The 26,689-nt window shown below is 52.1% G+C and carries 26 protein-coding genes; 10 read left to right on the top strand and 16 right to left on the bottom strand.

What is annotated here, in order from left to right; genetic code table 11:
* Positions 1–30 precede the first annotated feature (30 nt).
* The 3 genes from grpE to hemW all read right to left on the bottom strand — a co-directional run bounded on the left by grpE (position 31) and on the right by hemW (position 3,014).
* Entirely contained in the window at positions 31–621 is a 591-nt protein-coding gene (gene grpE, locus FYJ52_RS08260) for a nucleotide exchange factor GrpE (protein WP_154576753.1), read from the bottom strand.
* Between the two features lie 36 nt (positions 622–657).
* The gene (hrcA, locus tag FYJ52_RS08255; protein ID WP_328598791.1) at positions 658–1,707 is read right to left on the bottom strand and encodes a heat-inducible transcriptional repressor HrcA; all 1,050 of its coding nucleotides are present in this window, start codon (positions 1,705–1,707) and stop codon (positions 658–660) included.
* 143 nt (positions 1,708–1,850) lie between these two features.
* On the bottom strand, positions 1,851–3,014 hold the full coding sequence (hemW, locus tag FYJ52_RS08250) for a radical SAM family heme chaperone HemW (protein ID WP_205960813.1): 1,164 nt from the start codon (positions 3,012–3,014) through the stop codon (positions 1,851–1,853).
* 140 nt (positions 3,015–3,154) lie between these two features.
* On the opposite strand from hemW, the gene FYJ52_RS08245 reads away from it, so the two are divergent.
* Positions 3,155–3,991, top strand: a complete 837-nt coding sequence (locus FYJ52_RS08245) for a substrate-binding periplasmic protein (RefSeq protein ID WP_154576751.1) — start codon at positions 3,155–3,157, stop codon at positions 3,989–3,991.
* Positions 3,992–4,067: 76 nt separating this feature from the next.
* Here the strand turns inward: FYJ52_RS08245 and FYJ52_RS08240 are convergent, their stop codons facing one another.
* From FYJ52_RS08240 to cbiM, 4 genes are all read right to left on the bottom strand, one after another.
* The gene (locus tag FYJ52_RS08240; protein WP_154576750.1) at positions 4,068–4,700 is read right to left on the bottom strand and encodes a flavodoxin family protein; all 633 of its coding nucleotides are present in this window, start codon (positions 4,698–4,700) and stop codon (positions 4,068–4,070) included.
* Positions 4,701–4,783: 83 nt separating this feature from the next.
* Positions 4,784–5,452: an energy-coupling factor ABC transporter ATP-binding protein gene (locus FYJ52_RS08235; RefSeq protein ID WP_154576749.1), complete on the bottom strand. Its 669-nt coding sequence runs from the start codon at positions 5,450–5,452 to the stop codon at positions 4,784–4,786.
* A 20-nt stretch (positions 5,453–5,472) separates the two neighbouring features.
* Positions 5,473–6,204 (bottom strand): energy-coupling factor transporter transmembrane component T, encoded by a 732-nt coding sequence (locus tag FYJ52_RS08230; protein WP_154576748.1) that lies wholly within the window; start codon positions 6,202–6,204, stop codon positions 5,473–5,475.
* A 37-nt stretch (positions 6,205–6,241) separates the two neighbouring features.
* Complete coding sequence (gene cbiM / locus FYJ52_RS08225; RefSeq protein ID WP_154576747.1) at positions 6,242–7,231, bottom strand: cobalt transporter CbiM; 990 nt, start codon at positions 7,229–7,231, stop codon at positions 6,242–6,244.
* 109 nt (positions 7,232–7,340) lie between these two features.
* Between cbiM and FYJ52_RS08220 the strand changes: the two genes are divergently transcribed.
* Positions 7,341–7,751: a DUF3842 family protein gene (locus tag FYJ52_RS08220; protein ID WP_154576746.1), complete on the top strand. Its 411-nt coding sequence runs from the start codon at positions 7,341–7,343 to the stop codon at positions 7,749–7,751.
* A gap of 108 nt (positions 7,752–7,859) precedes the next feature.
* Here FYJ52_RS08220 and dhaL read toward each other — a convergent pair whose 3' ends face one another.
* From dhaL to FYJ52_RS08205, 3 genes are all read right to left on the bottom strand, one after another.
* Positions 7,860–8,495, bottom strand: coding sequence for a dihydroxyacetone kinase subunit DhaL (gene dhaL / locus FYJ52_RS08215; protein WP_154576745.1), 636 nt, complete (start codon positions 8,493–8,495; stop codon positions 7,860–7,862).
* A gap of 97 nt (positions 8,496–8,592) precedes the next feature.
* Positions 8,593–9,573 (bottom strand): dihydroxyacetone kinase subunit DhaK, encoded by a 981-nt coding sequence (gene dhaK, locus FYJ52_RS08210; RefSeq protein ID WP_154576744.1) that lies wholly within the window; start codon positions 9,571–9,573, stop codon positions 8,593–8,595.
* Between the two features lie 129 nt (positions 9,574–9,702).
* Positions 9,703–10,788 carry an iron-containing alcohol dehydrogenase family protein gene (locus FYJ52_RS08205; protein WP_154576743.1) on the bottom strand — a complete coding sequence of 362 codons (1,086 nt, stop codon included), beginning with the start codon at positions 10,786–10,788 and terminating at the stop codon, positions 9,703–9,705.
* A 444-nt stretch (positions 10,789–11,232) separates the two neighbouring features.
* Between FYJ52_RS08205 and glpK the strand changes: the two genes are divergently transcribed.
* The 5 genes from glpK (at position 11,233) to FYJ52_RS08180 (ending at position 16,763) form a co-directional block, all read left to right on the top strand.
* Positions 11,233–12,741 (top strand): glycerol kinase GlpK, encoded by a 1,509-nt coding sequence (gene glpK, locus FYJ52_RS08200; RefSeq protein WP_154576742.1) that lies wholly within the window; start codon positions 11,233–11,235, stop codon positions 12,739–12,741.
* 122 nt (positions 12,742–12,863) lie between these two features.
* Positions 12,864–13,493 (top strand): glycerol-3-phosphate responsive antiterminator, encoded by a 630-nt coding sequence (locus FYJ52_RS08195; protein WP_154576741.1) that lies wholly within the window; start codon positions 12,864–12,866, stop codon positions 13,491–13,493.
* A 140-nt stretch (positions 13,494–13,633) separates the two neighbouring features.
* On the top strand, positions 13,634–15,112 hold the full coding sequence (locus FYJ52_RS08190; protein ID WP_154576740.1) for an NAD(P)/FAD-dependent oxidoreductase: 1,479 nt from the start codon (positions 13,634–13,636) through the stop codon (positions 15,110–15,112).
* Positions 15,113–15,129: 17 nt separating this feature from the next.
* A complete protein-coding gene (locus tag FYJ52_RS08185) occupies positions 15,130–16,398 on the top strand; it encodes an NAD(P)/FAD-dependent oxidoreductase (RefSeq protein ID WP_154576739.1) in 1,269 nt (422 codons plus the stop codon).
* A 5-nt stretch (positions 16,399–16,403) separates the two neighbouring features.
* Positions 16,404–16,763, top strand: a complete 360-nt coding sequence (locus FYJ52_RS08180) for a DUF1667 domain-containing protein (protein ID WP_154576738.1) — start codon at positions 16,404–16,406, stop codon at positions 16,761–16,763.
* A gap of 184 nt (positions 16,764–16,947) precedes the next feature.
* Here the strand turns inward: FYJ52_RS08180 and FYJ52_RS08175 are convergent, their stop codons facing one another.
* Positions 16,948–17,967, bottom strand: coding sequence for a murein hydrolase activator EnvC family protein (locus FYJ52_RS08175; RefSeq protein ID WP_154576737.1), 1,020 nt, complete (start codon positions 17,965–17,967; stop codon positions 16,948–16,950).
* 33 nt (positions 17,968–18,000) lie between these two features.
* Positions 18,001–18,945, bottom strand: a complete 945-nt coding sequence (ftsX, locus tag FYJ52_RS08170) for a permease-like cell division protein FtsX (protein WP_207708075.1) — start codon at positions 18,943–18,945, stop codon at positions 18,001–18,003.
* A 161-nt stretch (positions 18,946–19,106) separates the two neighbouring features.
* On the opposite strand from ftsX, the gene FYJ52_RS08165 reads away from it, so the two are divergent.
* Together FYJ52_RS08165 and FYJ52_RS08160 are read left to right on the top strand one after the other, a co-directional pair.
* Positions 19,107–19,736, top strand: a complete 630-nt coding sequence (locus FYJ52_RS08165; protein WP_154576736.1) for a 5-formyltetrahydrofolate cyclo-ligase — start codon at positions 19,107–19,109, stop codon at positions 19,734–19,736.
* The gene (locus FYJ52_RS08160; RefSeq protein WP_154576735.1) at positions 19,726–21,036 is read left to right on the top strand and encodes a bifunctional folylpolyglutamate synthase/dihydrofolate synthase; all 1,311 of its coding nucleotides are present in this window, start codon (positions 19,726–19,728) and stop codon (positions 21,034–21,036) included. Before FYJ52_RS08165 ends, FYJ52_RS08160 begins: the two co-directional genes overlap by 11 nt.
* A gap of 111 nt (positions 21,037–21,147) precedes the next feature.
* Here FYJ52_RS08160 and FYJ52_RS08155 read toward each other — a convergent pair whose 3' ends face one another.
* The 4 genes from FYJ52_RS08155 to FYJ52_RS08140 all read right to left on the bottom strand — a co-directional run bounded on the left by FYJ52_RS08155 (position 21,148) and on the right by FYJ52_RS08140 (position 26,198).
* On the bottom strand, positions 21,148–21,783 hold the full coding sequence (locus tag FYJ52_RS08155) for an Ltp family lipoprotein (RefSeq protein WP_154576734.1): 636 nt from the start codon (positions 21,781–21,783) through the stop codon (positions 21,148–21,150).
* 101 nt (positions 21,784–21,884) lie between these two features.
* Positions 21,885–24,242, bottom strand: coding sequence for a ferrous iron transport protein B (feoB, locus tag FYJ52_RS08150; RefSeq protein ID WP_154576733.1), 2,358 nt, complete (start codon positions 24,240–24,242; stop codon positions 21,885–21,887).
* Positions 24,243–24,348: 106 nt separating this feature from the next.
* The gene (locus FYJ52_RS08145) at positions 24,349–25,158 is read right to left on the bottom strand and encodes an MBL fold metallo-hydrolase (RefSeq protein ID WP_154576732.1); all 810 of its coding nucleotides are present in this window, start codon (positions 25,156–25,158) and stop codon (positions 24,349–24,351) included.
* A gap of 2 nt (positions 25,159–25,160) precedes the next feature.
* Positions 25,161–26,198: a protein kinase domain-containing protein gene (locus FYJ52_RS08140; RefSeq protein ID WP_154576731.1), complete on the bottom strand. Its 1,038-nt coding sequence runs from the start codon at positions 26,196–26,198 to the stop codon at positions 25,161–25,163.
* 35 nt (positions 26,199–26,233) lie between these two features.
* On the opposite strand from FYJ52_RS08140, the gene FYJ52_RS08135 reads away from it, so the two are divergent.
* Positions 26,234–26,665: an XRE family transcriptional regulator gene (locus FYJ52_RS08135; RefSeq protein WP_154576730.1), complete on the top strand. Its 432-nt coding sequence runs from the start codon at positions 26,234–26,236 to the stop codon at positions 26,663–26,665.
* Positions 26,666–26,689 lie beyond the last annotated feature (24 nt).

Genomic DNA, 26,689 nt, shown 5'->3' with positions numbered 1-26,689 from the left:
TTCGCTTTGCATAAATTTAATAAATACGATTTATTTCTGATTGATCCGGACCATTGCCGCCCGAATCACCTTGTCTTTGTACATATAGCCTTTTTGGAAGACGTCCAAGATCACCTGATCTTCTACGCCGTCTTCGTTGCCAATGGCGACGCCATGATGATAAGTCGGATCGAAGGGCTTGCCTTCCGCTTCGATTTCCTGAAGGCCTTCGTCCTGAAGCGTCTTCATCAATTCTTTGTAGACCATTTTAATGCCGGTTGCGAGCTCTTCGCTTCCATCGTCATTTTCACTCGCTGCAAGAGCTCTTTCCAAGTTGTCAATAATCGGCAAAAGCTTTTTCAAGAGCTCTTCTGTGGTGTAAGACGCGATTTCAGCTTTTTCCCGGCTCGTCCGCTTTTTATAATTGGAAAAATCAGCCTGCAGCCGCATCAGCTGATCCGTCAGCGCCTTCACTTTCGGGTCGCCCTCGTCTTGTTTTTCTTCTTGTGCCGCTTCTTTTTCTTCTTGTTTCGGTTCCTGATCCATCTCAGTTTCCTGATGTGCCGCTTCTTTTTCCGCTAAATCGTCTTGATTTTGCGGTTCATCCGCTGCGGTTTGCGTTTTCTTTTCTTCTTCCGCCATATTCCCACCTTTGATATTGTACTGCTTTGTTTTGAGCTATTTCAGTAATTTCATAATGCTGGTGTTTAATTCCTCTCGAATGGCATCGAGAATGGATGACACCTGTGAATAATTCATCCGCGTCGGACCAATGACCCCAAATGCCCCCATCGGAACACCTTCCCGCTCGTAGGTCGAAGTAATGATTGAAAATTCCTTGAGGTGCTGGTTGTCATTTTCATCACCAATAGTGACGTGAATGACGCGGTTGTTCTCATCTTTTTTCTCAGCCCCGTTGATCATGACTTTCGCGAGCAGCGGTTTCGCTTCGACCACATCGACAAGATTCTTGATTTTGTCGACATCGTTGAATTCCGGATAGTTCAGTAAATTCTTGAACCCGCTCGCCGTCACATCGGTTTCTGATTCGAGCAGCGCATCCCGAATCATCGGGATCAGCTCGTCGAGGAGCTTTCTTTCCATCGGTTTCAGATCGCCGATCTTGTCGATGAGGTCTGTCCCAAAGTCCTGAAAGGCCACATTCTTCAAAATACTGTTGAGCACGTTGGACATTCGAAGGGCCATCGTGTCGTCCACATCCGAGGACAAAGTCACTTCCAAATTCCGGGCAATCCCTTCGACTGTGACCATAACGACCAGCACGCGGTTGCGAATCAGCGGTACGATTTGCAAATGCTTGCAATTGAACCGCGACACCCGCGGTGCCAGCACCACTGCCGTGTAATTGGTCAGCTGCGACAGCACGTTCGCCGTATGATTGACGGCTGTGTCGATTTCCTGACCCGCCTGCAGATAGCCCCGATGGATATCCCGGCGCATCGTCTCCGCCAGCTTTTTGATCTGCATGATTTCGTCCACATAATAGCGGTAAGCTTTTTGTGTCGGAATTCTGCCGGAGGAGGTGTGTGGCTGCATCAGATAACCCATTTCTTCCAAATCAGACATTTCATTCCGGATCGTCGCCGGGCTGACACCTAAATCGTACCGCCGCGACAGCGTTCTGGACCCGACCGGCTCGGCCGTGCTGATGTAATCTCTGATTACGGCTTCCAGAATTTTTTTCTTTCTCGGTTTTATGATACTCACCACCTTATTTATTAGCACTCTTTTTATTTGAGTGCTAACATCTTGAATATAATATAGCACCGCCTTTTCAAATTGTCAATAACAATTCAAATTCAATTTTCACTTTTTGAAAATTTTCAGACGTTTTTAAGTTGATGCTTTTTTCACACAAAAGCCATGAAAACCTGATTGGCCAAGTCCAGCCCGCGAACTGTCAGTTTGATCCGGGTGTCCGCCCGCTGGATGAGTCCTTCTCTTATTAAGGAAGGGATTTCGTCAGCATAACGCGTCTCAAAAGATTCCCCGAACGTGTTCTGAAAATCTCTGTCGTCGACTCCGCAGGTTTTGCGAAGGCCCAGAAACATAAAGTCGCCCTCAGCCTCCCGCTTGGAGAGCGGATGATTTTCGGTGCGCGTGACCGGATTTTTCAGATAGGCCTCAAAATCCGGCGTCGTCGTCCATCGCCGAAAGGCGCCGTCAGCATCTGTGGTGCGCTTTTCTAATAATAATGATGCGGCGCCGAGACCAAAGCCGGCGTAGGGCGTTAAGTCCCAATAGCCGGAATTGTGGCGGCTGAAACAGCCCGGCCGCGCGAAATTGGAGATCTCGTACTGTGCAAACCCATTTTCCCCAAGGCGTTCGCAGATTCGGTGGTACATCGCGCGCTCGATCTTTTCACTCGGAAGACTGAGCCTGCCTTCGCGCTGCCATTTTTCAAAGACGGTTCCGGGCTCGACGATCAAACTGTAGCAGGAAACGTGGGTGACCGGCGGAAAATGCGACAGCCGATCGATGGTCGCGTCCACATCGGCAAGGGTCTGGCCTGGCAGGCCAAAGATCAAATCGACGGAGATATTGTCAAAGCCGGCCGCTGCGGCATCCTCCAAAGTTTGAAGGGCATCGGCTGCGTAGTACGGGCGGCCGACAATTTGAAGCAGGCGGTCATTAAAGCTCTGCACCCCCACTGACAATCGGTTAAAGCCTAATTTTCTGTAATACTGAAGCTGATTTTTATCCACCGTCTTCGGATTGACTTCGATAGTTTTCTCGAAGGCTGCCGTTGGAAAATCAAAGCCGAATTTTTTTTCTAAAGCGGCAATCGTTTCAGCCAGATAGGCCGGGGCAACCGCCGACGGCGTGCCGCCGCCGAAATAAACCGAGCGGATAGGCTGTAGACCACCGTTAAAGGCAGCGATTTCTCTTTTGAGCGCCTCGAAATACTGCGCAACGCGGTTGCCGTCGCGCTCCGGCCAGGATACAAAGTCGCAATACCGGCATTTGGACCGGCAGAACGGAATGTGAACATAAATTTCTAATGCCTGATGCATATTGTTATCTCTTTCTGTGATTTTTTGCATGTTTATCCATTATTTTCGCAATTTTATAAAATTCTCTTGATTTTATTCTAACTTGCTTTATAATTAAAAGTAAAATAAATAATTCCTTAAGGAAGGAGATTTTTTCAGTCATGAAAAAGAAAATCATCGCATTTGTTTTAGCGCTTACCCTCGTGAGCGTCGCAGGATTGGCTGCCGGCTGCGGCTCCAAAAATTCCGACCCACTGGCGGACGGCGTTTTAAAGATCGGGACAAATGCTGAGTACACCCCAATGGAATACAAAAACAAAGACAACAAGCTGGTCGGCTTCGACATCGACTTTGGGAATGCCTTGGCTAAAGAACTGAGCACAAAGGATAAGAAGATCAAAGCTTCCTGGAAAGACACCAGCTTCGACGGCATCTTCAACGGATTGAATTCCGGTCAGTACGATTGTATCATTGCCGGCGTCAGCAATACAAGCAAACGCCAGAAATCATTCGCTATGAGTGATTCTTATCTCGGCAACGGGATCGTCATCGTTTCCAGAACCAACGGCACACAGGCTTCAAAAGCTGAACAGCTCAACGGCCAGAAAGTCGGCCTCCAACTCGAAACCACCGCGGACTACGCCGCTAAAGCCATGAAGAAAAAAGGCAACACGATGAATTTGAAGGAATTCGATTCGATGGTCGACGCCTTTACCGCTCTGGAAAGCGGCCAGATCGACTACATCATGACGGACAAACCAGTTGCAGATTTCTACACTTCAAAGAAACCTAGCATCTACAAGGTCAGCTCCGACGTGCTCTCCAACGAACCGATTGCTGTGGTCTGCCGCAAAAATGACAAAGAACTGCGCGACAAGATCAATACCGCGATCAAAGACATGAAGAAAGACGGCACCTTCGGCAAACTGACGAAGAAATGGTTCGGCGAAGATCTGACAAATGCGAAAATCGACGACGTCATCAAGACCATCGATTAATTGCAATCTCAGCTTAAAATCAAAAACCGCTTGTGGAAAAATCCACAAGCGGTTTTTTAATGCGATACAAATGATTTTAACGGATGAAATGGGTGTAGGTTCCCTTTTCGATTTCAGGTTCTTTCACGCCGGCCTTTTTCGCGGCTGCAACGGATTTTAAAAACCACGCCATATTTCTGGCAAGGTTGCGCATGGTCTGAAGCCCCTCTGCATCCTGTTCGACGTGCTCGGGCTTAAAGCCGTGCACCTCGTTCCAATACGTCGAACAAACGATGAACATATTGGCCAGGCCGTAGTATTTGTTCATCTGGTCGAGTGCTGCCACATCCCCAGCCCGGCGGCAGGACACGACCGACGCCACCGGCTTGTGGGCGAATATCTCAGATCCGGCGTTCATATTGGAGTAAAACACCCGGTCCATAAAGGCGCTCATCTGTCCGGCCGACGACGCGTAATACGTCGGTGCGCCGAAAACAAAGCCATCGTAAAATTTCGCGATGTTAGAGAATTGATTCACCACGTCGTCAAAAATACACTTTTTCTTTTTAAGACACATGTTGCACGCCACACACCCGCGAATTGGATCATTTTCAATCCAAAAAATATCCGCATCGACGCCTTCTTTTTCCAGCTGCGTTTTGATTTCCCTGAGCGCGCGGTCGGTACAGCCGTGCTGGTGCGGGCTCCCGTTAACAAGTAAGACTTTCATCGATTCTTCCCCTTCTGTATTTATATGTAACTGTTTTAATTTTACGGCCGGAATCCTTCATTGTAAATGCAAAATTATGAGCTTTAAGGACAGATTATCCGGTGGTCTTTATTCATTCTGACGTGCACGTCGGCGAGCTGCCCGGCTAACCTTCGGTTGTGGGTCGAAATGATGATCAGTTTTCCTGTGGATTTTAATGCGCGGATAAAATCCGTGATCCAGCACTGTCCGTCTTCATCGAGCCCGCTCAACGGCTCGTCGAACATCAGAATCGGCGGATCCATTGCGAGCACGGCCGCGAGCGCTACGCGTTTCTTTTCGCCGCCGCTTAAATTGTAGGGCGTGCGCTTTCTCAGAGACGCTAAATTCAACTGGCGGATGTATTTTTCAACGCGTTCTTCAATTTCCCCCTCAGGCAGTCCCAGCTGGAAAAGGCCAAAGGCAATTTCATCCTCGACACTTTTACAAAAGAGCTGCACCTCGGCATTCTGAAAGACGTAGCCGATTTTCGCGTGGAAGGCCTTAGCGAAAGTATCGTCGCGAAGACGTTTTTCGGTGATGGCGTCGCTGTCCAATACGTACCGCCCCCTTGCCGGAAAGGCGAGGCCGTTCAAAATCCTAAACAAGGTGGACTTGCCGCACCCGTTGGGCCCTTCAAGGCAGTAGCAGCGCCCCATTTCAAAGGTGTAGGTAATGTCCCGAAGGGCCGGGATCCCCTGATAATCGTAATCGATATGTTCGAGCTGAATCATGTCGTCTCCCTTTTTAAATTTTACTTTGTCAAAATAAAAAACGCGATCATTGCGGCGTAGACCCCCAGAAAAAGCCCATCCCGCCAGGTCAAGCCGTGCTGATGATAGCTGCGGTACTGCCCGTTAAAGCAGCGGCAGGCCATCGCCTCTTCTGTTGCCTCCGCCATTTGACGGGATTTTAAAAACGTCGTGCCGAGAATGCCGTCAACTTTTGCATTCTTCCAACTGGTTTTGCCGACACTTCTGAGCATGACGGCTTCCAGCAATTTGCCACTGTAGTCGCCGAGGATCATCAAAAATCGCATCGTCATGTCGAGAATCAAAACGAACACCGCCATGCCCTTGAAGGCGCTGAAGGCCGCTGTCACTTCCCGCCAGTCGAGGCCTTCATTCATGACAGCGAGCACCATCACCGATTCAAGCACCTTCATCGTGACCGTGAGCATCGTCCGCGGATGGCCAAGGAAAACGGCGGGCAGCATGATCAGCGCCGAAAAAATCACCGGCAAAATCAAAGCCTTTATCACCCGAAGGATGGATGCAGGCGGCATCATCGCCAGCCGCAGCAGTTCAACTGCGATGACGGTGATGACGTATACCGCGTTTTGCGAGAGTGCACAGAGCAAAATGCAAAGAACCGCCGCGCCGACCCGCAGAGCCGGTGCGACGGGACTGGGCTTGCGGCTGGCGTTTTCGCGATCGCTTCTCAGAAGCCGTCCTGTCATCTCCATGACTTTTAGATTAAGTCTCATATTTTAATCGAATCTCTTTCTGTATGATGATTTTCTTTCACGCCTGATCAGTCTTCGACCGGTTCCCTGCCCCGTAGCCAATCAATTTAAAGAGGATGATCAGCAGCGCGGCGCCGACGGCGGCGGAAAGGATATATCCGAACCATTCCGGCAGCCCTGAAAATGAGTAGTCCGGCAACAGTGCAGTGTAATGAAAGCCATGGGCCATGCCCTTTGGCGTGTAGCCGGCGCCGGTGGCCGCAATTTCGTCTGCGCCCCATTCACCCCAAGCTGTTCCCGCGGCAAAAAGCCCAATGGGGGTCGCAGCGATGAGCACACCTAAGAGGATTTTGAGCGGGGGCGAAGTTTGGATTTGCGCTGTCGAGACGCTGAGCTCCGGCGCTGCCCTGCGGACGAAAGCCAGAACCGCGACAGTGAAGATCACTTCCGCCAATCCAAAGAGAGTGAGGTGGCCGATCATCATAGCCGGAATAGAAACGTTCAGGCCGTAGGGGCAGTACAGCGCGCTCCCCGCGGCGTCCCGAAACAACATCGGCTGAATGCCAAATTCAATCGCCGTGCAAAGGGCCGCCCCGTTGATGCCGAGGTAGCCGCCTATGCCGGCGCCGATGTATTCCCGTGTGTCTTTCTGATGGCTGCCGGCAATGAGCTTATAAACCGCGTAACCGACAAAAGGCAGGACAAAAGCCATATTAAAACAATTCGCGCCGAATGCCAGGATCCCGCCGTCCCCGAAAATCAGCGCCTGAAGCAGCAAGGCGACACTTACCGAAAGACACGCGGCGTAGGGCCCTAGAAGAATGGCAATCAGCGAACCGCCGACAGCGTGGCCGGTGGTCCCGCCCGGGATGGGCACGTTGAACATCATCGCCAGAAACGAAAAAGCGGCGGCGACGCCCATCATCACAATTTTGGCTTTAGGCATCTCTTTTTTGATCTTATTAATTGAGGCTGCCCATACCGGCACCATGGCAGCGGCCATCACGCCACAGGTTTGCGGGCTGAGGTAATTGTCGGGGATATGCATTGGTAAACTCCTTGTCTTTTTTATTCATGAATTCCAGTATAACAAAAGATTTAAATAAGTTATAATTTTATTGATTAAAAGAAACAATAATAAAGAAGGAGATGCGATTATGAATATTCTCGTTATCGACGGACAAGGTGGCCAGATCGGCGCCCGCCTCATCGCAGCGTTAAAGGATCAAACCGAAGGGCACACCGTCGTCGCTGTCGGCACCAACAGCATCGCAACCCAGGCCATGATCAAGGCCGGCGCCGCCCGAGGGGCGACCGGCGAAAATCCTGCCGTCGTTCTGTCTGCCCGCGCCGACATCATCGCCGGCCCGCTGGGAATTATCGCGGCCAACGCCCTGCTCGGCGAAATCACTCCGAAAATCGCCATGGCCGTCTCAGAAAGTTCTGCCGAAAAAGTATTAATTCCGGTGAACCGCTGCGGCATTCAAATCGCCGGCGCGGCCCACAGCTCCATGAAAGACGACATCCGCGACGCGGCCCGCATCATTACCGCGTTGATCAAGCGATAAAAAGGCCGCAAAGATCTCAACGATCTTTGCGGCCTTCCTGGCTCTTTACCGAGACCGGCTATTCGTAGGCGGTCCCTGCGCTTCGTGCGCGTACCATTATTTATTAGCTTATTTCGCTTCTGCTGCCACGCGTGCGGACTGGATTAAATACGAGATGGATGTCGCACCCGGATCCTGATGACCGATGGAGCGTTCGCCTAAATATCTCGCGCGGCCCTTTGTTGCGATGATGCCTTTGGTGTATTCCACACCCTTCCAGGCAGCATCTTCCGCGTCGGCAAAAGCGTCCGCGACGGATTTGCCGTCTGCAATAGCCTTGTCGTACGCTTCTTTAGCCGGGCAAATGGCGTCGAGCATGGTCTTTTCGCCTGTCGTCGATTTGCCAGCCTTTTCAATGCTCGCAATTGCCGCGCCAATCATTTCACTGATGTCTTCCGGGCTCAGTTCTTCTTTGCCCTTGGCCTTTGCGCTGGCTTTCACAAAAGCCATGCCGTACAGCGGGCCGGAAGCGCCGCCAACTTTTGACATCAATGTCATCCCGACGGTTTTCACAATATCCGCGATGGTCTTGTCCTGCACACTCGGGATCTTTTCCATGACGGCTTTCATCCCGCGGTTCATGTTGATACCGTGGTCGCCGTCGCCGATGGCCTGGTCAAGATCAGTCAATGCCTGATGATGTTCTTCGATGCGTTTGTCAAATTCATCAATGAATCTCAATACATCTGCTTTAGTTGCTGCCATAAGATTTCCTCTTTTCGTCAGATATTTTCAAAAAGAATGACAGGCACGAATGCCTGTCAATTCTCTCTATTTCATTGTGCCTTCAATAACGAGACGATTAGTCCTGCGTGAATGCGACGGTATCAGCCGGTGCGTTGAGCAGTTCTTTCATTTCGTCGTCGAGTTTCAGCAGAGAAATGGAAGCCCCTGCCATGTCGATGGAGGTCATGATGTTGCCGACGAAAGTCTTCGCAATTTTGATGCCTTTTTCGGTCAGCACATCGTGAACGCGTTTGTTCATTAAGTAGAGTTCCATCAGCGGGGTTGCGCCAGAACCGTTGACCATCACGGCAACTTCAGCGCCTTCGAAATCGACGTCGTCGCCTAAGATGTGGCTTAACAATTCGTCAACGATCGCGTTAGCTGGCTGCAGTTTTTCGCGGCTGATCCCCGGTTCGCCGTGGATCCCGATCCCGATTTCCATTTCGTCGTCGGCCAATTCAAAGCCCGGCTTCCCAGCTGCTGGAATGGTGGACGGTTTCAGAGCAGCGCCCATCGTTCTTGTATTGGCAATGACTTTTTCTGCAACGGCTTTAACTTCAGCTAAGCTTGCGCCTGCTTCAGCTTTTGCGCCGGCAATTTTGTGAACAAAAATCGTACCTGCAACACCGCGGCGGTCTTCTTTATTGTCGACTGCAACGTCGTCGTTGGTAATGACTTCTTCAACTTCGATGTCGTCTGCCATATCAGCAGCCATTTCGAAGTTCATAACATCGCCTGAATAATTCTTAACGACCATCAAGACGCCCTTGCCTGCATCTGCTGCGTTAATGGCTTCGAGAATCTGGTCTGGTGCTGGTGAGGTATAGATTGCCCCTGGAACAGCTGCATCCAGCATGCCCTTGCCGACGAAGCCAGCGTGTGCCGGTTCATGGCCGGAGCCGCCGCCTGAGATAATGGCAACTTTTCCTTCTTTTTTCTGGGTTCTGACAATAACGTCTGTTCCTTCTAAGCGTTCAACCTTGTCAGGATGGGCATAGCACATACCTTCAAGCATTTCATTTTCGACATCTTCAACAGCGTTAATAAATTTTTTCATTTGAATAACCCTCCTCAAGAGTAGTTCATTTTTTTATATTATAGCATGAAAACTATTAAATAAAAATAAATTTTATCGAAATTTCTTTCTATTTTTGGAAAACGATTGCGCCTTTTTTTCAATAATACGCTATTTTGTATAGAAAGCAATACGGCGCAGCACCTCGCGGTCGCAGGTGTACGGCACTTTTTTCAGCTTGTCCGGTTTGCCAGCCAGCACGTCGACGGCATACTCGAGATCTGCATCTGCCAGCTTGTCGCTGCCGCAGAGGGCTTCGTAAAAGTTTTGATAATCGTCGACAGAATCAAATCCCGCGAGCGTGAGGGCCTCTTCCCGATCCGCCGCGTCCGCTTCGGCGAGATACCCGGCCTGAAAATAACCGACGGCTTTGCCGTGGGGCATGTGCTGGTTGTACGTCACTGGATAAGAAAGACCGTGGGGCACGGTCGTTCCGACCTGGGCAATGGACATCCCCGCTAGACTCGACGCGTTCATCAGATTCGCAAAGTCTTCATCCGTGGCTTGCCGTTCGCCAAGGAGCACCGCTTTGCTCCGTTTCCAAACCCTGAGACCCTCTGCCACACACATATGGGTGTAATCGTCGGCGTCGATGTTAATGAGAGCTTCCCATAAATGGGCCAGCGCGTCAATCGCCGTGTTGTGCAGCACCGAAGCCGGCGCGCTCTTTAAATATTTGCCGTCGATAAGGGCGTAGTCCGCGAAAATTTTGTGCGGAATCGAGCCTTTCGTCTTCTCCGCGTGAATGGTCAGCACCGAAACCGGCGTCACTTCTGAACCGGTGCCGCAGGTTGTGGGCACTTCGACAATCGGCAGCGTCGAGCTGTCCGCGCCTTTCTGATACAGGTAGCTGCGGTCTTGATCCTGATGCTTAATCATTAACGCGATGGCTTTCGCCGCGTCGAGCGGAGAGCCGCCGCCGATGCCGATGACAAAATCGACGCCGTTTTCAACTCCGAAGTCTCTGGCTTTCATGACGGTCTCGATCGACGGATTCTGTTCCACTTCATCGAAAAGCACGTGGGCAATTTTTGCCCTATCCAACGCCTGGCACACATCCGCATAAGCGCCATTGGCTTTTGCAGAATGTCTTCCCGTGACAATCAGCGCGCGGCTGCCGAGGGCCGCAATCTCCGCACTGTGGCGCGCCACGCAGTCCGATTCCTGATACAATTTGGTCGGCATGAAGAATTTCATCACTGTTCCTCCTTATATGATATGGGTTCAAATGTCATCACAAATTAACTTTACCGTTAGTTTACCACAGATGCCGCGCTGCCGCTCAGCGAATGTTTTAGAAAAGTGCTTTGATCATGCATTCTGTTAAAATACACCAAATCTTTACTGAAAGTTAATGAAAATTTATTTCAATATTTTTAGTGTAAACCCTTTACACAAAAAATAAATTATGCTATTATGAACACATCGAAGAGATGTAATCAATACAACAATCATTAACAGAATATTAGCAGGAGAACATGGAGAAGCGCAAAAGATCAACAATTTAATCGTTGCAAAAAGGCTATTTATGTTCTTTTTTTGTGCCGTCAAATGAATTCAACCGGCACACTTCGATCGATTTAATCGCACTGCTCAGCAGTGTATTAAATAAAAACATTTATAAACGAGGGGGTTTATATTATGGCAAAATATGTTATGGCTTGTGACGCTGGTACCACCAGTTCCCGTGCCATTCTGTTTAATCACGATGGTGAAATCGTTTCGGTTGCACAGCACGAATTCCCGCAGATTTATCCGCATCCAGGCTGGGTAGAACATGACCCGATGCAGATCTGGGCGACACAGAACGCGGTTTGCGCTGAAGCAATGGCGAAAGTCAACGCGACAGCAGCTGACGTCGCAGCAATCGGGATCACCAACCAGCGTGAAACCACCATTGTCTGGGACCGCAAGACCGGCGAACCGGTTTACAACGCAATCGTATGGCAGTGCCGTCGTACCGCCAGCTACGCAGACCGTTTCAATGCGATTCCTGGATTTGCTGATTACGTACAGAAAAATACCGGTTTGATTCTTGACCCGTATTTCTCATCCACTAAACTGTTATGGATCCTCGATCACGTCGACGGCGTCCGCGAAAGAGCTGAAAAAGGCGAACTCGCATTTGGGACAGTCGACTGCTGGTTGCTCTGGAAATTAACAGAAGGCCGCGTCCACGCAACAGACTACTCCAACGCATCCAGAACCATGTTGTTCAACATCAACACCCTGGATTGGGATGACAAACTGTGCGAAACCTTCGAATGCCCGAAATCATTATTGCCGAAGGTTCAGCCATCATCCAGCAAATTCGGTGTCACCACATTATTCGGCGGCGGCGAAATCCCAATCACCGGTATCGCAGGTGACCAGCAGTCCGCTCTGTTCGGCCAGGCTTGCTTCAAACCAGGTATGGCAAAGAACACTTACGGAACCGGCTGCTTCATGCTGATGAATACTGGCGAAAAACCAGTTAAATCTGAAAACGGCTTGTTGACCACCATCGCTTGGGGGATCAATGGTAAAGTCAACTACGCTCTCGAAGGTTCTATCTTCGTCGCTGGTGCTGCTATCCAGTGGCTGCGTGACGAACTGCGCATGGTCGACACTTCACCAGACTCCGAACACTTCGCGAAGAAAGTCGCTGACACCAACGGTGTTTACGTCGTTCCTGCCTTCACAGGCCTTGGCGCACCGCGCTGGGATCCGTACGCACGCGGCTGCATTGTCGGCTTGACCCGTGGCGCGAACAAGAACCACATCATTCGCGCGACCCTCGAATCTCTCGCTTATCAGACAAGAGATATCCTCGACGCGATGGAAAAAGACTCCGGTATCGCTCTGCAGTCACTCAAAGTTGACGGCGGCGCTTCCAACAATAACTTCTTGATGCAGTTCCAGGCTGATATCCTCGGCTGCCCGGTTGACCGTCCATCAGTTGTTGAAACAACGGCTGAAGGTGCTTCCTACCTCGCAGGTCTGGAAGTCGGTTTCTGGGATGACTTACAAGACGTCGTCGATCACTGGCAGATTGACCGCACCTTCGAACCAATGATGGATGCGGAAACCCGTGCAAAACTGTACAAAGGCTGGACAAAGGCTGTTGGCCGTTCAGAACACTGGGTCGATCCTGACGAAGCCGAAGAATAATTAACGCTTCATTTTAGAACTTCATTTTCAATTTTGTTTTAAACTCTCCGATGATCCCGTATCGTCGGAGAGTTATTCCGTGATTTTATCGCGTTTGTCTTTTTAATCTGAAGGGGGGATCAATGACTACAAAGAAATGTCTGCATTTATTGGAAAAAAATCCGATTATCGCGGCGATCCGCGATCCAAAGGACATTTATGACGCTGTCGCCTCTCCCTGCCAAATTGTCTTTCTTCTGACAGGCAATATTTACAATCTCAAAACAATGATTGACTACATCAATGTCGCTGGCAAATACGCTTTCGTGCATTTGGATCTCTTAAAAGGCTACGGACAAGACCATTATTTTGTCAAATACCTCAAAGAAGAACTGCACCCCACCGGTGTGATCTCAACGCGAAATTCGCTCATTACCATCGCTAAGCGTGAAAATTTGATGACCATTCAACGTTTATTTCTTCTTGATTCATCAGCAATGGATGTCACCATCAACGCTGCCAGAAAAATTAAACCCGACGCAGTCGAAGTGCTTCCCGGGCTGGTGTCCAAAGTCATCCGCAAAGTCAATGCGGAATTATCCATTCCGATTATTACTGGCGGATTCATTGAAACCGAAGAAGAAGTGAAGAGTTGTATCCAAGCAGGTTCGATTTCTTCCAGCACTTCTTACAAGCCTTTATGGGAAAAATTTGATGCCGTCAAAATTTTTCGAGAAAATTTTGTCAAACAGAACGATTCTGTGTTAAAATAAAGACAAACATAATTAAAACTAAATGATTATGGCAATGGAGAGCCGCACAACTTTAAATGATGTCACGCACTGTCATCGTTTTTTCGTTTGTGTGGTTTTTTATTTGTACAAATTTATCATTCATCAAGGAGGATTTTATTATGTATGATATCGCTATAATAGGTGCCGGTATTGCCGGATCCTACGTAGCACGGGAGCTCTCCCGTTATCAGCTGAACGTCGTATTACTTGACGGCGAAAATGATGTCGCAAACCAGATCACAAAAGCGAACTCCGCTATTGTCCACGCTGGCTACGATGCTGTGCCAGGCAAGAAAAAAGGCCTGTTCAACGCACCGGGTAACATCATGTACGAAAAAGTCTGCAGAGACTTAGGGGTTCCATTCAAACGCACCGGATCACTGGTCGTCGCGCACACTGAACGCGAAATGATGACACTGCAGCGCCTGTATCAGCGCGGGGTCATGAACGGTGTACCTGATATGCGGATCATTTTCGAAGACGAAGTCCACGAAATGGAAGAAAACCTCGCACCAGATATCTGCGGTGCTCTGTACGCAGGCACAGCCGGTCTGGTTTCTCCATACGAACTGGGCATCAAGGTTGCAGAAAATGCTGTTGACAACGGCGTTGAATTAAAATTGAACCACCTGGTCACCAATATTGCCAAAAAAGATGACGGAACGTTCAAAATCGAAACGACTCAGGAAGACATCGAAGCCAAATACGTCGTCAACGCTGCCGGCGTTTACGCTGATGATATTTACAAGATGGTCGGCGATCCGTACTTCAAGATTCTTGCTCGCCGCGGTGTGTACTTCATCTTTGATAAAGAAATCGGCGACTTGGTCCACAACGTCATCTTCCCGTGCCCGACCAAAAACGGGAAAGGGATTTTGGTCTCCCCGACTGTCCACGGCAACCTGTTGATTGGGCCGGACGCGATGCCAGTTGAAAAGGGCGACATCGACACGACTCAGGATCGTCTGGACTACATCAAAGAAAACGCGTTAAAGAACTGTCCAGAACTCGAACACTACTTCAACAAGATCATTCGTTCCTACGCCGGCACCCGTAACACCCCTGTTGCCGACACTTACACCACCACCAGCGGTGACTTCATCATCGAAGAATCGCCGGTTAAGAACTTCGTCAACTTCGCTGGCTACGAATCCCCGGGTCTGACTTCAGCTCCGGCATCCGCAACCTACTGCGTTGAAGATATCATCCTGCCGATGCTCGAAAGAGACGGCGTCCACGTTGAAGAAAAAGAAGACTTCAATCCGAAGACACGTCCGCACATCATCTTCAACGAACTCAGCGACGAAGAAAAGAAAGCAGCCATCGAAAAGGATCCGAGATACGGCAAGATCATCTGCCGCTGCGAATCCATCACAGAAGCTGAAATCGTCGACGTCATCAATCGTAACGTCGGTGCGACAACGGTCCGTGGCGTCACCAAACGCTGCCGTCCAGGTGCTGGCCGCTGCCAAGGCGGTTTCTGCCAGCCAAGAGTTGTTGAAATCTTAGCCCGTGAACTCGGCTGCGACATGGAAGACATCATGTACGATGCTAAGGATAAAGGCTACATCCTCAGCGGCAAAACGAAGAATCAGTAAGGGGAGGTTTTTTCACGATGTATGATATTATTGTAATCGGAGGCGGCCCTGCTGGATTAGCCGCCGCTGTTGAAGCCAAAAAAGAAGGCGTCGATAACATTTTAATCCTCGAAAGAGACCGCGAACTCGGCGGGATCTTAAACCAGTGCATCCACAATGGTTTTGGGCTGCACACCTTTAAAGAACAGTTAACCGGTCCGGAATACGCAGGCCGTTACATCGACATGGCGATGGACCTGAAGATTCCGTACAAACTGAACACGATGGTGCTCGACCTCGAAAGAAAAGACGACGACACCAAAATCGTTCATGCAATTAACGAAGAAGATGGCTACATGGCACTGGAAGCCAAGGCTGTCATCCTGACCATGGGCTGCCGCGAAAGAACCGCCGGCGCCATCGGTATTCCGGGATTTAGACCGGCTGGTGTCTTCACTGCTGGGACTGCACAGCGCTTCATCAATATGGAAGGTTATATGACCGGTAAAGAAGTCGTCATCCTCGGCTCCGGTGATATCGGACTGATCATGGCCCGCCGTATGACCCTCGAAGGCGCACACGTCAAATGCGTGGCTGAAATCATGCCGTACTCCAACGGCCTGACCCGTAACATCGTACAGTGCCTCAACGACTTCGATATTCCATTGAAGCTGTCCCACACCATCACCTTCATTCACGGCAAAGATCGTGTTGAAGCCGTCGATATTACCCAGGTTGACGAACACCTCAAACCGATCCCGGGCACCACAGAAACCGTGCCTTGTGACACGCTGCTGCTCTCTGTCGGCTTGATTCCTGAAAATGAAATCTCCCGCGGCGCTGGCGTTGAAATTGACCGCAGAACCCAGGGTCCGTCGATCTCCGAACTCTGCGAAACCAACCTGCCAGGTGTCTTCGCAGCCGGCAACGTTGTCCACGTTCACGACTTGGTCGACTTCGTTTCTCAGGAAGCGGCTCTGGCCGGCAAGGGCGCTGCCCGCTACGTCAAAGGCCATCTGGAAGAAGACATCAACTTCACGACGGTTAATGGCGACGGTATCGGCAACGTCGTGCCCGAAAAGATCACGGTTGCGAACCTCGACGATTCGGTTAACTGCTACATGCGCGTCCGCGCGGTCAGCACCGATACGGTCATTAACTGCTACATCGGCGACGAAAAGATCGCGACCAAGAAAGCGCAGAAATTCGTTCCGGCCGAAATGGTCAACTTCAAAATCAAGAAATCTGTCCTTGAAAAATACGGCGATGGTGAATTGAAATTCGTCGTTGAACCGAAGGAGGCATAAACATCATGAAAAAAGAAATGGTCTGCATCAGCTGCCCGATGGGCTGCCACCTGACCGTTGAAGGTGAAGGTGACAACTGGACTGTCACGGGCAACAACTGCAAAAACGGTGAAAGATACGGTATCCAGGAAATGACGGATCCCCGTCGTATCCTGCCGACAACCGTCGTCATTAAAGGCGCGATGATTTCCCGCCTGCCGGTTAAAACCGCTCAGGAAATTCCAAAGGGCAAACTCTTCGACGCCATGGACGCACTCTCAAAGGTTGTCGTCAACGCGCCGGTCAAGGTCGGCGATGTGGTGCTCAAAGATGTCTGCGGCACCGGCATCGACGTGATCGCCACCAAAACCATGCCAGCTGTTTAAATCAAATCCTCGTTGATACAAATACAGTTCAAACGCCCGAAGCAAAAGCTTCGGGCGTTTTTTTTACTTCTCTTTCTTTTTTCTCATTCTTTCTTCACCCATTATCTAAAAAAATAACAGCGGCCGCCGCCATTGATCATCCCGATCAATGGCGGCGGCCGCTGTCTAAAGATTTCGTTTTAATTTAATTTCGTCCCTTGCCCGTAAAGGTCAGATCCGGATAATAAGTCCGCGCATCAACCTGGGCATTATTGACAAAGAAGTCGTAATGGAGATGAGGCCCCGTCGAATGGCCTGTAGAGCCGCTCAGCGCGACGACATCGCCTTTCTTGACCTGCTGCCCCACCGTGCATTTAATACTGCTCAAATGGCCGTATCCGGAGCCATAGGAGGTGCCGTCGGAGCCGGTGCCGTAATCGATCGCGACGAAATTGCCGTAGCCGCCGGCTGCCCCCGCGTAGACGACGATGCCGTCTGCAATGGCCATGACCGGCGTACCCGTCGCCACCGGCACGTCGACCCCTTTGTGATTGGTGGAACCGATCCCGCCCGGGGACGCCCGGCCGCCGAAGCCGCTGCTGATGTTCAGCGCGTTGGCCGTATGCAAATCGATCGGCCAGATATAATCGTTCTTCCAGGTGCCGCTGCCGAAGGTCAAATGCATCGAGTTGGCCGCCGAATTTTCAGCGTTGTACTCGCTGGCAAGTTTTTTATACTGTTCTTCCTGGGCTTTTTTCAGGGTCTGAAGTTCCTGCTGGGCCTTTTGAATTTCGCCCTTGGTCGCGTTGATTTGATTCTGTTGATTCTGCAGGGTGTCGATCATGTTGCGGTCCGACTGGAGCACCGTGCGCATGCTGGTCAATCGCGAGATCATCTCGGTAATGTCCTTGGACGAGAATAAGACCTCAAGATAGCCCGAATTGCCCACCATGTACATGGCGCGGGCCCGCTTCTGAAAGGCCGCGAGGGAATCGTTGTAGGCCTGCTGATTCTCGGACAGCTGGGCATCAAGAGCCGCCATTTTCTTCTGATTGTCCGCCATCTGCTGGTCGGTCTTCTGCATTTGCGCCTGCACATTGTCGAGCTGCTCTTTGGTGGCCGCCTGCACCGGATAATGAAAGCCGAATCCCATAACGAAAAGAAGGCCTGCTGACACAAGGCAGGCCAAAATTCGGATTCGTTTTGCTGGTTTGGTTGTACTCAAAATGAATCTCCCATTTCTAAAGGATACTGCGGTTTACGCTTCGAGGTATTTCCGCATCGAAAAGACAGACCCGAGAGAGCCGATCGCAATGCCGTACACGAGACAGAAAGCCAGAAGCGGTCCGAACATCGACGAGAAGGACACGACCCCCGCGTCCATCGGCATCGACACCGCGTGCATGATGTAATTTGAAATACCGGTGTAGCCGAAACCGATGATCGCCAGCGCAATCACCGCGCCGAGGGCGCCGAGGAAAGCCCCTTCAAGGATGAAAGGCGCCCGGATATACCAGTCGGTGGCCCCGACGTAGCGCATCACGCGGATTTCCTTGCGCCGCGCAAAGCACGTCAGCTTGATGGTGTTGTAGACGATAAACAGCGACACCACCGATAAGATGACGATCAAAACGGCGCTGAAGATATTACTGAAATGGCTAAAGGAAATCAGCGCGTTGACGTATTCTTCCCCGTACTTGACGTCGGTCACGCCGTAGCTGTTGAGGTCGAGGGCGTACTTGCGCACCGCGGCAATATGGTTCGCGTTGTCGATTTTCACGTTGTAGGACGCCGGCATCGGGTTGTTGCTGCTGTTGTAGCCGCTCAACAGACCCGAATAGCTTTTCAGGCTCTTCGAAAAATCAGACAATGCCTTATCCGCCGAGACGTATTTCGTGCTGACCACGTGCGGATTTTCCTTGAGCTTTGCATTCAAAATGTTGAGCTGATCCTGAGACAAGTTGTTCTGAACGTAAACCTTCAATTCCATCTTCGATTCCACTTGTTGGGTCACGCTCTGGACATTGGCCGAAAAAATGACAAAAATACCCAAAATGATCAAGGCCGCAACAATCGAAAGAATGGAGGCAGCGCTCATCAGCGAATTGCGCCGGAGGCTCCCCCGCGTTTCCTTGAGAATGCTTTTCACATAAGCCGACGTGCTGCCGTCATGGGTTCGAAATTGATTTTTATCTTTAGACAATTGATTCCTCGCTGTTCTAGCGGTAATTCACTTCCGTTAAATTTATAAAAATTGTACCATAGAGGCCATTTTTTTTCAATAAAAGCTTAAATGGTCCTGGTGCTCTCCCCCATAGAACTATGCTATAATATTTTTAATGTAAATGTAAAGGAGACGTTCAAATGAAGCATGCCAAAAAGGCGGCGCGCCGCAAAATCCTCGCGCTCAGAGACGCCGCTCACGATCCTGCAGCCGATGCGGCAATGATCCAGACCCTGACGGCGCTCGACGCCTACCAAAAGGCCAAAACACTGGCTTGTTACGTCAGCTACGGCTCAGAAGTGGACACCCACCCGCTGATCGCGCGGGCGCTGGCCGACGGCAAGGCCGTCGCAGTGCCCTATTGCGTGATGAAAACCCACGAGATGAAAATGCTGACCCTTTCCCATTTCCCAGACGATCTCAAGCCCGGGACCATGGGCATTCTCGAACCCGACCCGGCTATTTGTCCAGAAATGACGCCGGACGCCATCGACTTGTTGATTGTCCCCGGTGTCGGCTTCACCGAGGGCGGCGAACGGCTGGGTTACGGCGGCGGCTTTTACGACCGCTATCTGCTGAGGCTTCGGCCCGATGCGACGCGTATTGCCCTCGTCCCTGAATGTCTCCTTTTCGACGCGCTGCCCACCGAGGACCACGATCAACGGGTTCCCGTCATCATCACAGAGCGCCGCATCATCGACTGTTATCACACCGACCCATCACATGAAACCGCCATAAAACAAGAAAGAGAGGCAAATTATGACGCCTGAAGAAGCAAAGGCCTATATTCAATCCCGGGGGGTATTCGGAAGTGTCCTCGGGCTCGACACCATCGGCGCAATCATGGCCGAACTGAATCATCCGGAACGTTCCATCAAATGCATTCACATCGCCGGCACCAACGGCAAAGGCTCCACCGCCCACATGATTTCCGCTGTCTTAACCGAAGCGGGTTACCAAACCGGACTTTACACCTCGCCTGCCCTGGAATCCTTCAACGAACGTTTCTGTCTGAACGACGAACCCATTTCTGACGAAGATTTGGCTGCGGCCACCGAAAGAGTTAAAGCTGCGGCGGAAGCCGTTGTCGAAAAGGGCGGCGCCGAAGCCACCTGCTTTGAATTGGAAACGGCCATCGCCTTCGTCTATTTCTGGGATAAAAAAGTCGATTTCGCCATCATTGAAGTCGGTCTCGGCGGCCGGCTCGACGCCACCAACATCATCCCAGGGCCGAAATGCGCGGTCATCACCAAAATTGGCTTGGACCACACCGAGTATCTCGGCGACACCCTCGAAGACATCGCGGCTGAAAAGGCCGAGATCATCAAATTCGGCACCGGCGGCGTCGTCATGGCGCCCCAGACATCCGAATCCGTGCGCCAAATCATCGAAAAGCGCGCCTGGGACCGGGGCGCCCGGATCTACGACGGCGAACAATACAAACTGCATTTGGTCAAGGCGGATCTCGACGGGCAGCTGGTTTCGTCCCGCAGCCTGGCCTACCATCCCCTTGGCCGCTTCCGCATCAATCTGCTCGGCCGCCATCAGCTGGAAAACGCCGGCAACGCGCTGGCCGCGCTGGTCGCATTGATGGAAGAGAAATACATCATTCCTTTTGAAGCGATCCGCCAGGGCATCGCCCACGTCAAGCTCCACGGGCGCTTCGAAATCCTGTCGCGGTCACCGATGGTCCTCATCGACGGCGCGCATAATCTCGACGGCATTCAGTGTTTTGTCGACAACCTCGACGATTATTTCTTAAAGGCCGACAAGCCTTACCGCTTGAACCTCTATTTCGGCATGCTCGCGGACAAGGATATCGACGGCTGCCTCAAGCTGCTGGTGCCCCGGGCTGAGAAAATTTCAACCCTGACTCCGGACAACGAGCGGGCCGTCGACGCCGAAGCCATGGCGGCAAAAATCAAAAAGGAATACGGGAAAGACGTCACCGCTTTCGATTCGCCGGAGGCCGCGCTGGCCACCCTTGACGATTCAGAGGACGTGGTCAACGCCTTTGTCGGCTCCCTCTACATGATCGGGAAGGTGCGCACCGCGTTTTTTGACATGTAAATCATGGCGCATACAAAAAGGGACTGCCTAAAACAGTCCCTTTTTCTTTTCCTTCTTTTCCTTATTCTTCATTATTTTTCCTTATTTTCTTCTTATGTGTCTTCTCTGTTCCTAGTCGTCTAGATGATCCACTGCGTATTGCGCCTCGGATTGCGTAAATTTTTCACCGTATGACGAAGTGAGCTGATCGTAAATAGCCGCCTTCGACATCTTCATGTCTTTTTGATACGTCTTTGCCTTTTCAAGCGCATTTTTATTGTAATCAGCCTCTAAATGATCGACCGCATACTGTGCGGCATCTGCCGGAAATTGTTCGCCATAGTCTGAAGTCAGCTGGTCGTAAATCCCCTGCTTTGACATGTACATCGTATCCGAATAGACTTTCGCCTTAGCCAAAGCATTTCGCTGCTCAGTTGTTGGCTTGGCACCCTTGGAATACATCACCGTCACGGAAGTGCCTTGCGCCACTTTCGTTCCAGCTTTGACACTCTGACTGATGAAGGCGCCATTCTGAACGTTCCCTGAATATTTTTTCTTCACATTGATCGTGATGTGATGGGTCTTTCCCCATTGATTGCGGTCCGCCTCACTCATCGCACTGAAATCAGCCATTTCAACTTTTTTTGCCGACTTGCTGCCCGAATTAGACGGCGAATCTTCATGTCCCCCGGCCGCACCCGCAATGATAAATAAAACGATCACCAAGATGATCCAAAACCACCATCGTTTGTAAATTGGTTTTGCCATGCTGCTTCCCCCTTTGTCGTAGCAATAAACTTTAGGGTAGTTTAGCACAAAAAAAAGACCGGTTGGTGTCCTCAGAGGACACACCAGTCTTTGAGCTGCGTCTAAATGAGCGAGCCGATAGTGAAGACCGCAAAAGAAATGACCCAGGCGATGCTGCACTGCATCGCAATGATGCCGACCATCCAGCCGGTGCCCAGTTCCTGGCGCACCGCCGACATCGCCGCGACACACGGCGTGTAGAGCAGGCAGAAAGCCAGAAAAGCCGCCGCTGAGACCGGCGAAATCACCGACGCGAGGGCCGCGCCGGAATACAGCGTGCCCAATACAGCGACGACGCTTTCTTTAGCCAAAAAGCCCGAAATCAGCGCTGTGACCATCTTCCAGCTGCCAAAGCCCATGGGTGCGAAAATCGGCGCGAGCACGCCGGCGACGATCGCGAGAATGCTGCTGTCCATATTGGCGGCTGTCACCATGTGCAGCGCCGGATCGAAGGATCGCAGGAACCAGATCACAATATTGGCGATCAGCACGATCGAGAAAGCGCGCTGAATAAAATCGGCGGTCTTTTCCCACATCAGCCGCCCCACATTTTTCATCCCCGGCATGCGGTAATTGGGCAGCTCCATGACGAAGGGCACCGGTTCGCCTTGAAAGGCCGTGTGTTTGAGCACCGCCGCCGTTAAAATCCCGACGGCGATGCCAAGCACGTACAAGAGAATCATCACCAGTGCCGCGTATTTCGGGAAAAATACGCCGGCGAACAGCGCGTAAATCGGCAGCTTCGCCGTACAGCTCATAAAGGGGATGAGCATGATCGTCATGCGGCGGTCCCGCTCCGAGGGCAGGGTCCGCGTCGACATGATTGCCGGCACCGAACAGCCAAAGCCGACCAGCAGCGGCACGATCGACCGCCCGGACAGGCCGAGTTTTCTCAGCGGCTTGTCCATCACAAAGGCAATGCGCGCCATGTAGCCGCTGTCCTCGAGCATGGACAGGAACAAAAACAGAATGACGATGATCGGTACAAAGCTGACGACCGTCCCGACGCCGTCAAACAGACACTCCGTCACAAAAAGCCTCAGTCCCTTGGCGACGCCGGCCGCAATCATCCAGGCGCCGACCCCGTCCCGCACGGCCGTAATCCCCCGGTCAAGCAAGTTCTGAAGCGGCAGCCCCAGTACATTGAAGGTCAGTGCGAAGACCGCTGCCATGACCAGAACGAAGATGGGAATCGCCGTGAATTTGCCGGTGAGCACGCGATCCACCCGCTCGCTCCGCCGCTGTTCTTTCGACTCCCTCGGCTTGATGACACAGGCGTTCGTCACCTGTTCGATGAAATGAAAGCGCATGTCCGCGATGGCGGCCCGGCGGTCGAGCCCCCGTTCCTTTTCCATCTGGACGAGGATGTGCTCGATCATTTCCTTTTCGTTTTCGTCGAGGTTCAGCGCCGCGATGACCTTTTCATCCTGCTCTACCACCTTCGTCGCCGCGAAACGCAGCGGAATGTCCGCCCGCTGAGCATGGTCCGAAATCAAGGTCATGATCCCGTGAATCGCCCGGTGCACCGCGCCGTTGTGATCCTGCGGCCCGCAAAAATCCGTCACCGCGTCGCACTCCTGATACCGCGCGACGTGCACCGCGTGGCGAATCAGCTCGTCGACCCCTTCGTCCTGAGAGGCGGAGATGGGCACGACGGGAATGCCGAGCATCTCTTCCATGCGGTTGATATCCACCGAGCCGCCGTTGCCCCGCATTTCGTCCATCATATTCAGCGCCAGCACCATGGGCACGTGCAGCTCCATGAGCTGGAGGGTCAGGTACAGATTGCGCTCAAGATTCGTCGCGTCGGCAATGTCGATGATACCCTGAGGCTTCTCCTTTAAAATGTATTCCCGGGACACCACTTCTTCTTCGGTGTAGGGCGAGAGGGAATAAATCCCCGGCAGGTCCGTCACCTCAGCGCGCGCCTGCCCGCGGATAATGCCGGTGCGCTTGTCGACCGTCACCCCCGGAAAATTGCCGACGTGCTGATTCGCACCGGTGAGCTGGTTGAACAGCGTCGTCTTCCCGCAGTTTTGGTTGCCCGCCAGGGCAAAAGTCAAAATCTGATCTTTCGGCAGGGCCCGGCTCTCGTCGGTTTTCGCGTTGTGAAAGCGCACGCCCATCTCACCGTATCCCGGATGCTCGACAAGGGCCGGCGCCTTCTGAGGCCGCGTCTGTTCCGCAGGCGGCCGGTCCGCGACTGCGATCTGCGCCGCCTCAGAAATGCGAAGGGTCAGCACGTAGTCGTGGATTTTAAATTCCATCGGATCGCCCATCGGGGCGTATTTAATTAAGGTAACGCTCACGCCGGGGATCATGCCCATGTCCAGGAAGTGCTGCCGCAATGCGCCCTGGCCGCCCACCTCGGTCACCGTCACCGTTTCACCGATCTTAATATCTTTCAATGTCTTTGGCATATTTTATATTTCTCCTATCAGCTGGTTTCATTATACCCAAGGTGGGGGCCGTTATCAAATAAAAAAGCGCCCGCAGGCGCTTACGCTGTCGAAATCAATCGTGCCTTTAGTTGGACGGGATGTAAAATCCTTCGAGATCGTCCGGAATTTCCAGACGGCCAGAATAATACTGGCGCCCCTCTGCTTTGTAAAGCGCCTTCCGGTCTGCGAGATGATCGTCTTCCGTGTGATAGAGTATCAGATTCTGAACCTTCAGCCGCTCCGCCAGCGCGCAGGCGTCCTTGACTGTCGAATGATGCTTATCGTAAGGTTTGTAAATATCCCGGTCGCTGTAACGGCAGAAGGCCTCGTGGAGCATCCACGCGCTCCCGGCGGCCAAGGTTTCCGCCGATTGTGGGCAGGGCTCGTCGCCGCAGCAGGTCAGGCGCTGCCCGCCGCCCAAATCCATGACAAAGCCGAACTGTTTCGCCTTGGTCGAATGGATGTCGAAGACGGTGATTTTATGGCCGGCGCCGGTAAAACCCTCGCCGTCCTTCAGGGCCACCAGATGCAGGCGCTTGCCGATGAGCGCCGCCTGCTTCCCCGTCAGAAGATGTTCGCTCATGTACGCCAACAGCGCGGTCACCTCGTCGTGACTGTAAATCGTCAACTCCCCGTCGTAGATCCCTTTGAGCATGTTCATCGTCACCACGCGGATGATCCAAATTACCCCAAGGAGGTGATCGATGTGTTTGTGGGTGACAAACAGCGTGTGAATCCCGTTTATCGAAATCCCAGCGGCAGGCAGGCGTTTTAAAATTGCGTTGCCGCCGCCGGCGTCGACCAAAAGCGTCTGCCCGTGATCCTGCACCGCAAAACAGGTGTTGTAGCATCGGGTCGCGATCGCGTTGCCCGTTCCAAGGATTGTCAGTTTCATCCTCATCCTCCAAAAATACACAAAATCAAAATCACCGCCACAATCAAAATCAAACAGAAAAGCACCGCGCTGTAAATCAGCTTTTCGACGATTTTCCGCCCACTCGAAACCTGGCCCTGCCTTCTGAAAGGCAAATGATTAAAAATACCGGTCCAATCGAACCACACCTCGATGACGGCCAACTGCGCAGCGAAAAAAGCAATCTGCGTGATCCGGTCTTCTATCGGTCCCGACGAGTTCTCAAAGGTCATCTCGCGGCACAGGGCAAAGGCAAACATCACGCAGAGCACTGTCCCGATCACCCTGAGCCAGCTCCAGTTATGCACGTTGGCCGTCGGCCGGTCGCGCCGTTTTAAGGCCCGGTCCAGTGCCGCGATATTGGGATAGCGGCGCTTCGGATCCAACTGCGTTGCTTTCGCAATGATGGGGCGGTACAGCGGCGCGTCGCCGACCATCGCCGCGATGAGCTTGCCGACGCCGTAGACGTCGGTGCGCACGTCAGACGCCCCGAAGCCGTACTGCTCCGGCGCCGCACTGTCCCGGGTCCCGAGCAGCACCGTATCCCGGGATTGCGCCGGCTTCACCCGCTTCGACGCGTCGTAATCCATCAAGACCGCCCGGCCGCTGTCGGTCACCATGATATTCTCCGGCTTCACGTCCCGGTGAACGATCGGCGGCGCCGCGTTGTGAAGCACCCCGAGAGCACCGCAGACGTCGTGAAGAATGGTCAGTTTTTCCGGAGCGCTCAAATCCCCGCGCCGCAGCCGCTCACTGAGCGGCGTCCCCGAAACGTAGGCCTCGAGGACGACGAGGCGGTCTCCTTCCTGCCAGGCGTCAGCCACGTGGACGAGCCGGCTGTCCCGGCAGCCCATTAAGAACTCATAAACCGACGGGTCGTAATAAGTCAGCTCCTTGCGCAGGAACAGCCGCCCCGACGTCTCGTCGATCACAAGGCTTTGCCCTGGAACGTCAAAATGGTATAATGTTTTGAAAAAAGTATCCCGACATGCGCGGTACTGATTTGTATTGTTCTGTTCCATACCGTTATTTTAACATAGTCCAAAGGATATAAGCGATGCCACCGATAAAAAAGACCGAAGAATTAATGGACGTCCTCGTCTCCGCCGACAGCGAACCCAAGCTGAACGACTATTTAGGCGGGCTGGACCCGCTGCCTGAAGATTTCGCGGCGTATTTTACCGCGCTGCCGAAAGTTCAGGCCCTTCCGAGAAACGAACTGATCCGCCAAAGCGGCCTCGACCGGACCTACGCCTACCACATTTTAAGCGGCGACCGCCAACCGAGCCGGGACAAAATCGTCGCACTGGCCCTCGCCGCCGGCCTGAATCTAACCGAGACCCAGCGGGCGCTGGAGCTGACCTGCGCAGGCATCCTCTACGCGAAAAACCGCCGGGACGCCGTGCTGATCTACGCCATAAAAAATCAGCTGTCTGTCATGACCGCCAACGATCTGCTCGCTCAATTCGGCGAGGCGCCGCTGGCGTAAAAAAAGAAGTCCACTCGGACTTCT

This window comes from Pseudoramibacter porci (genome assembly GCF_009696145.1).
In the GTDB taxonomy this organism is placed as follows: domain Bacteria; phylum Bacillota; class Clostridia; order Eubacteriales; family Eubacteriaceae; genus Pseudoramibacter; species Pseudoramibacter porci.
Note: the sequence above shows the minus strand (reverse complement) of the source record. Positions and strands in the feature narration are given on the sequence as shown.

What these genes read in the sequence shown, in the direction of transcription:
- grpE (WP_154576753.1), bottom strand. Translation starts at nt 621, where the DNA reads ATGGCGGAAGAAGAAAAGAAAACGCAAACCGCAGCGGATGAACCGCAA.
- hemW (WP_205960813.1), bottom strand. Translation starts at nt 3,014, where the DNA reads ATGCATCAGGCATTAGAAATTTATGTTCACATTCCGTTCTGCCGGTCC.
- FYJ52_RS08245 (WP_154576751.1), top strand. Translation starts at nt 3,155, where the DNA reads ATGAAAAAGAAAATCATCGCATTTGTTTTAGCGCTTACCCTCGTGAGC.
- FYJ52_RS08240 (WP_154576750.1), bottom strand. Translation starts at nt 4,700, where the DNA reads ATGAAAGTCTTACTTGTTAACGGGAGCCCGCACCAGCACGGCTGTACC.
- FYJ52_RS08235 (WP_154576749.1), bottom strand. Translation starts at nt 5,452, where the DNA reads ATGATTCAGCTCGAACATATCGATTACGATTATCAGGGGATCCCGGCC.
- FYJ52_RS08230 (WP_154576748.1), bottom strand. Translation starts at nt 6,204, where the DNA reads ATGAGACTTAATCTAAAAGTCATGGAGATGACAGGACGGCTTCTGAGA.
- cbiM (WP_154576747.1), bottom strand. Translation starts at nt 7,231, where the DNA reads ATGCATATCCCCGACAATTACCTCAGCCCGCAAACCTGTGGCGTGATG.
- FYJ52_RS08220 (WP_154576746.1), top strand. Translation starts at nt 7,341, where the DNA reads ATGAATATTCTCGTTATCGACGGACAAGGTGGCCAGATCGGCGCCCGC.
- dhaL (WP_154576745.1), bottom strand. Translation starts at nt 8,495, where the DNA reads ATGGCAGCAACTAAAGCAGATGTATTGAGATTCATTGATGAATTTGAC.
- dhaK (WP_154576744.1), bottom strand. Translation starts at nt 9,573, where the DNA reads ATGAAAAAATTTATTAACGCTGTTGAAGATGTCGAAAATGAAATGCTT.
- FYJ52_RS08205 (WP_154576743.1), bottom strand. Translation starts at nt 10,788, where the DNA reads ATGAAATTCTTCATGCCGACCAAATTGTATCAGGAATCGGACTGCGTG.
- glpK (WP_154576742.1), top strand. Translation starts at nt 11,233, where the DNA reads ATGGCAAAATATGTTATGGCTTGTGACGCTGGTACCACCAGTTCCCGT.
- FYJ52_RS08195 (WP_154576741.1), top strand. Translation starts at nt 12,864, where the DNA reads ATGACTACAAAGAAATGTCTGCATTTATTGGAAAAAAATCCGATTATC.
- FYJ52_RS08190 (WP_154576740.1), top strand. Translation starts at nt 13,634, where the DNA reads ATGTATGATATCGCTATAATAGGTGCCGGTATTGCCGGATCCTACGTA.
- FYJ52_RS08185 (WP_154576739.1), top strand. Translation starts at nt 15,130, where the DNA reads ATGTATGATATTATTGTAATCGGAGGCGGCCCTGCTGGATTAGCCGCC.
- FYJ52_RS08180 (WP_154576738.1), top strand. Translation starts at nt 16,404, where the DNA reads ATGAAAAAAGAAATGGTCTGCATCAGCTGCCCGATGGGCTGCCACCTG.
- FYJ52_RS08165 (WP_154576736.1), top strand. Translation starts at nt 19,107, where the DNA reads ATGAAGCATGCCAAAAAGGCGGCGCGCCGCAAAATCCTCGCGCTCAGA.
- FYJ52_RS08160 (WP_154576735.1), top strand. Translation starts at nt 19,726, where the DNA reads ATGACGCCTGAAGAAGCAAAGGCCTATATTCAATCCCGGGGGGTATTC.
- FYJ52_RS08155 (WP_154576734.1), bottom strand. Translation starts at nt 21,783, where the DNA reads ATGGCAAAACCAATTTACAAACGATGGTGGTTTTGGATCATCTTGGTG.
- feoB (WP_154576733.1), bottom strand. Translation starts at nt 24,242, where the DNA reads ATGCCAAAGACATTGAAAGATATTAAGATCGGTGAAACGGTGACGGTG.
- FYJ52_RS08145 (WP_154576732.1), bottom strand. Translation starts at nt 25,158, where the DNA reads ATGAAACTGACAATCCTTGGAACGGGCAACGCGATCGCGACCCGATGC.
- FYJ52_RS08140 (WP_154576731.1), bottom strand. Translation starts at nt 26,198, where the DNA reads ATGGAACAGAACAATACAAATCAGTACCGCGCATGTCGGGATACTTTT.
- FYJ52_RS08135 (WP_154576730.1), top strand. Translation starts at nt 26,234, where the DNA reads ATGCCACCGATAAAAAAGACCGAAGAATTAATGGACGTCCTCGTCTCC.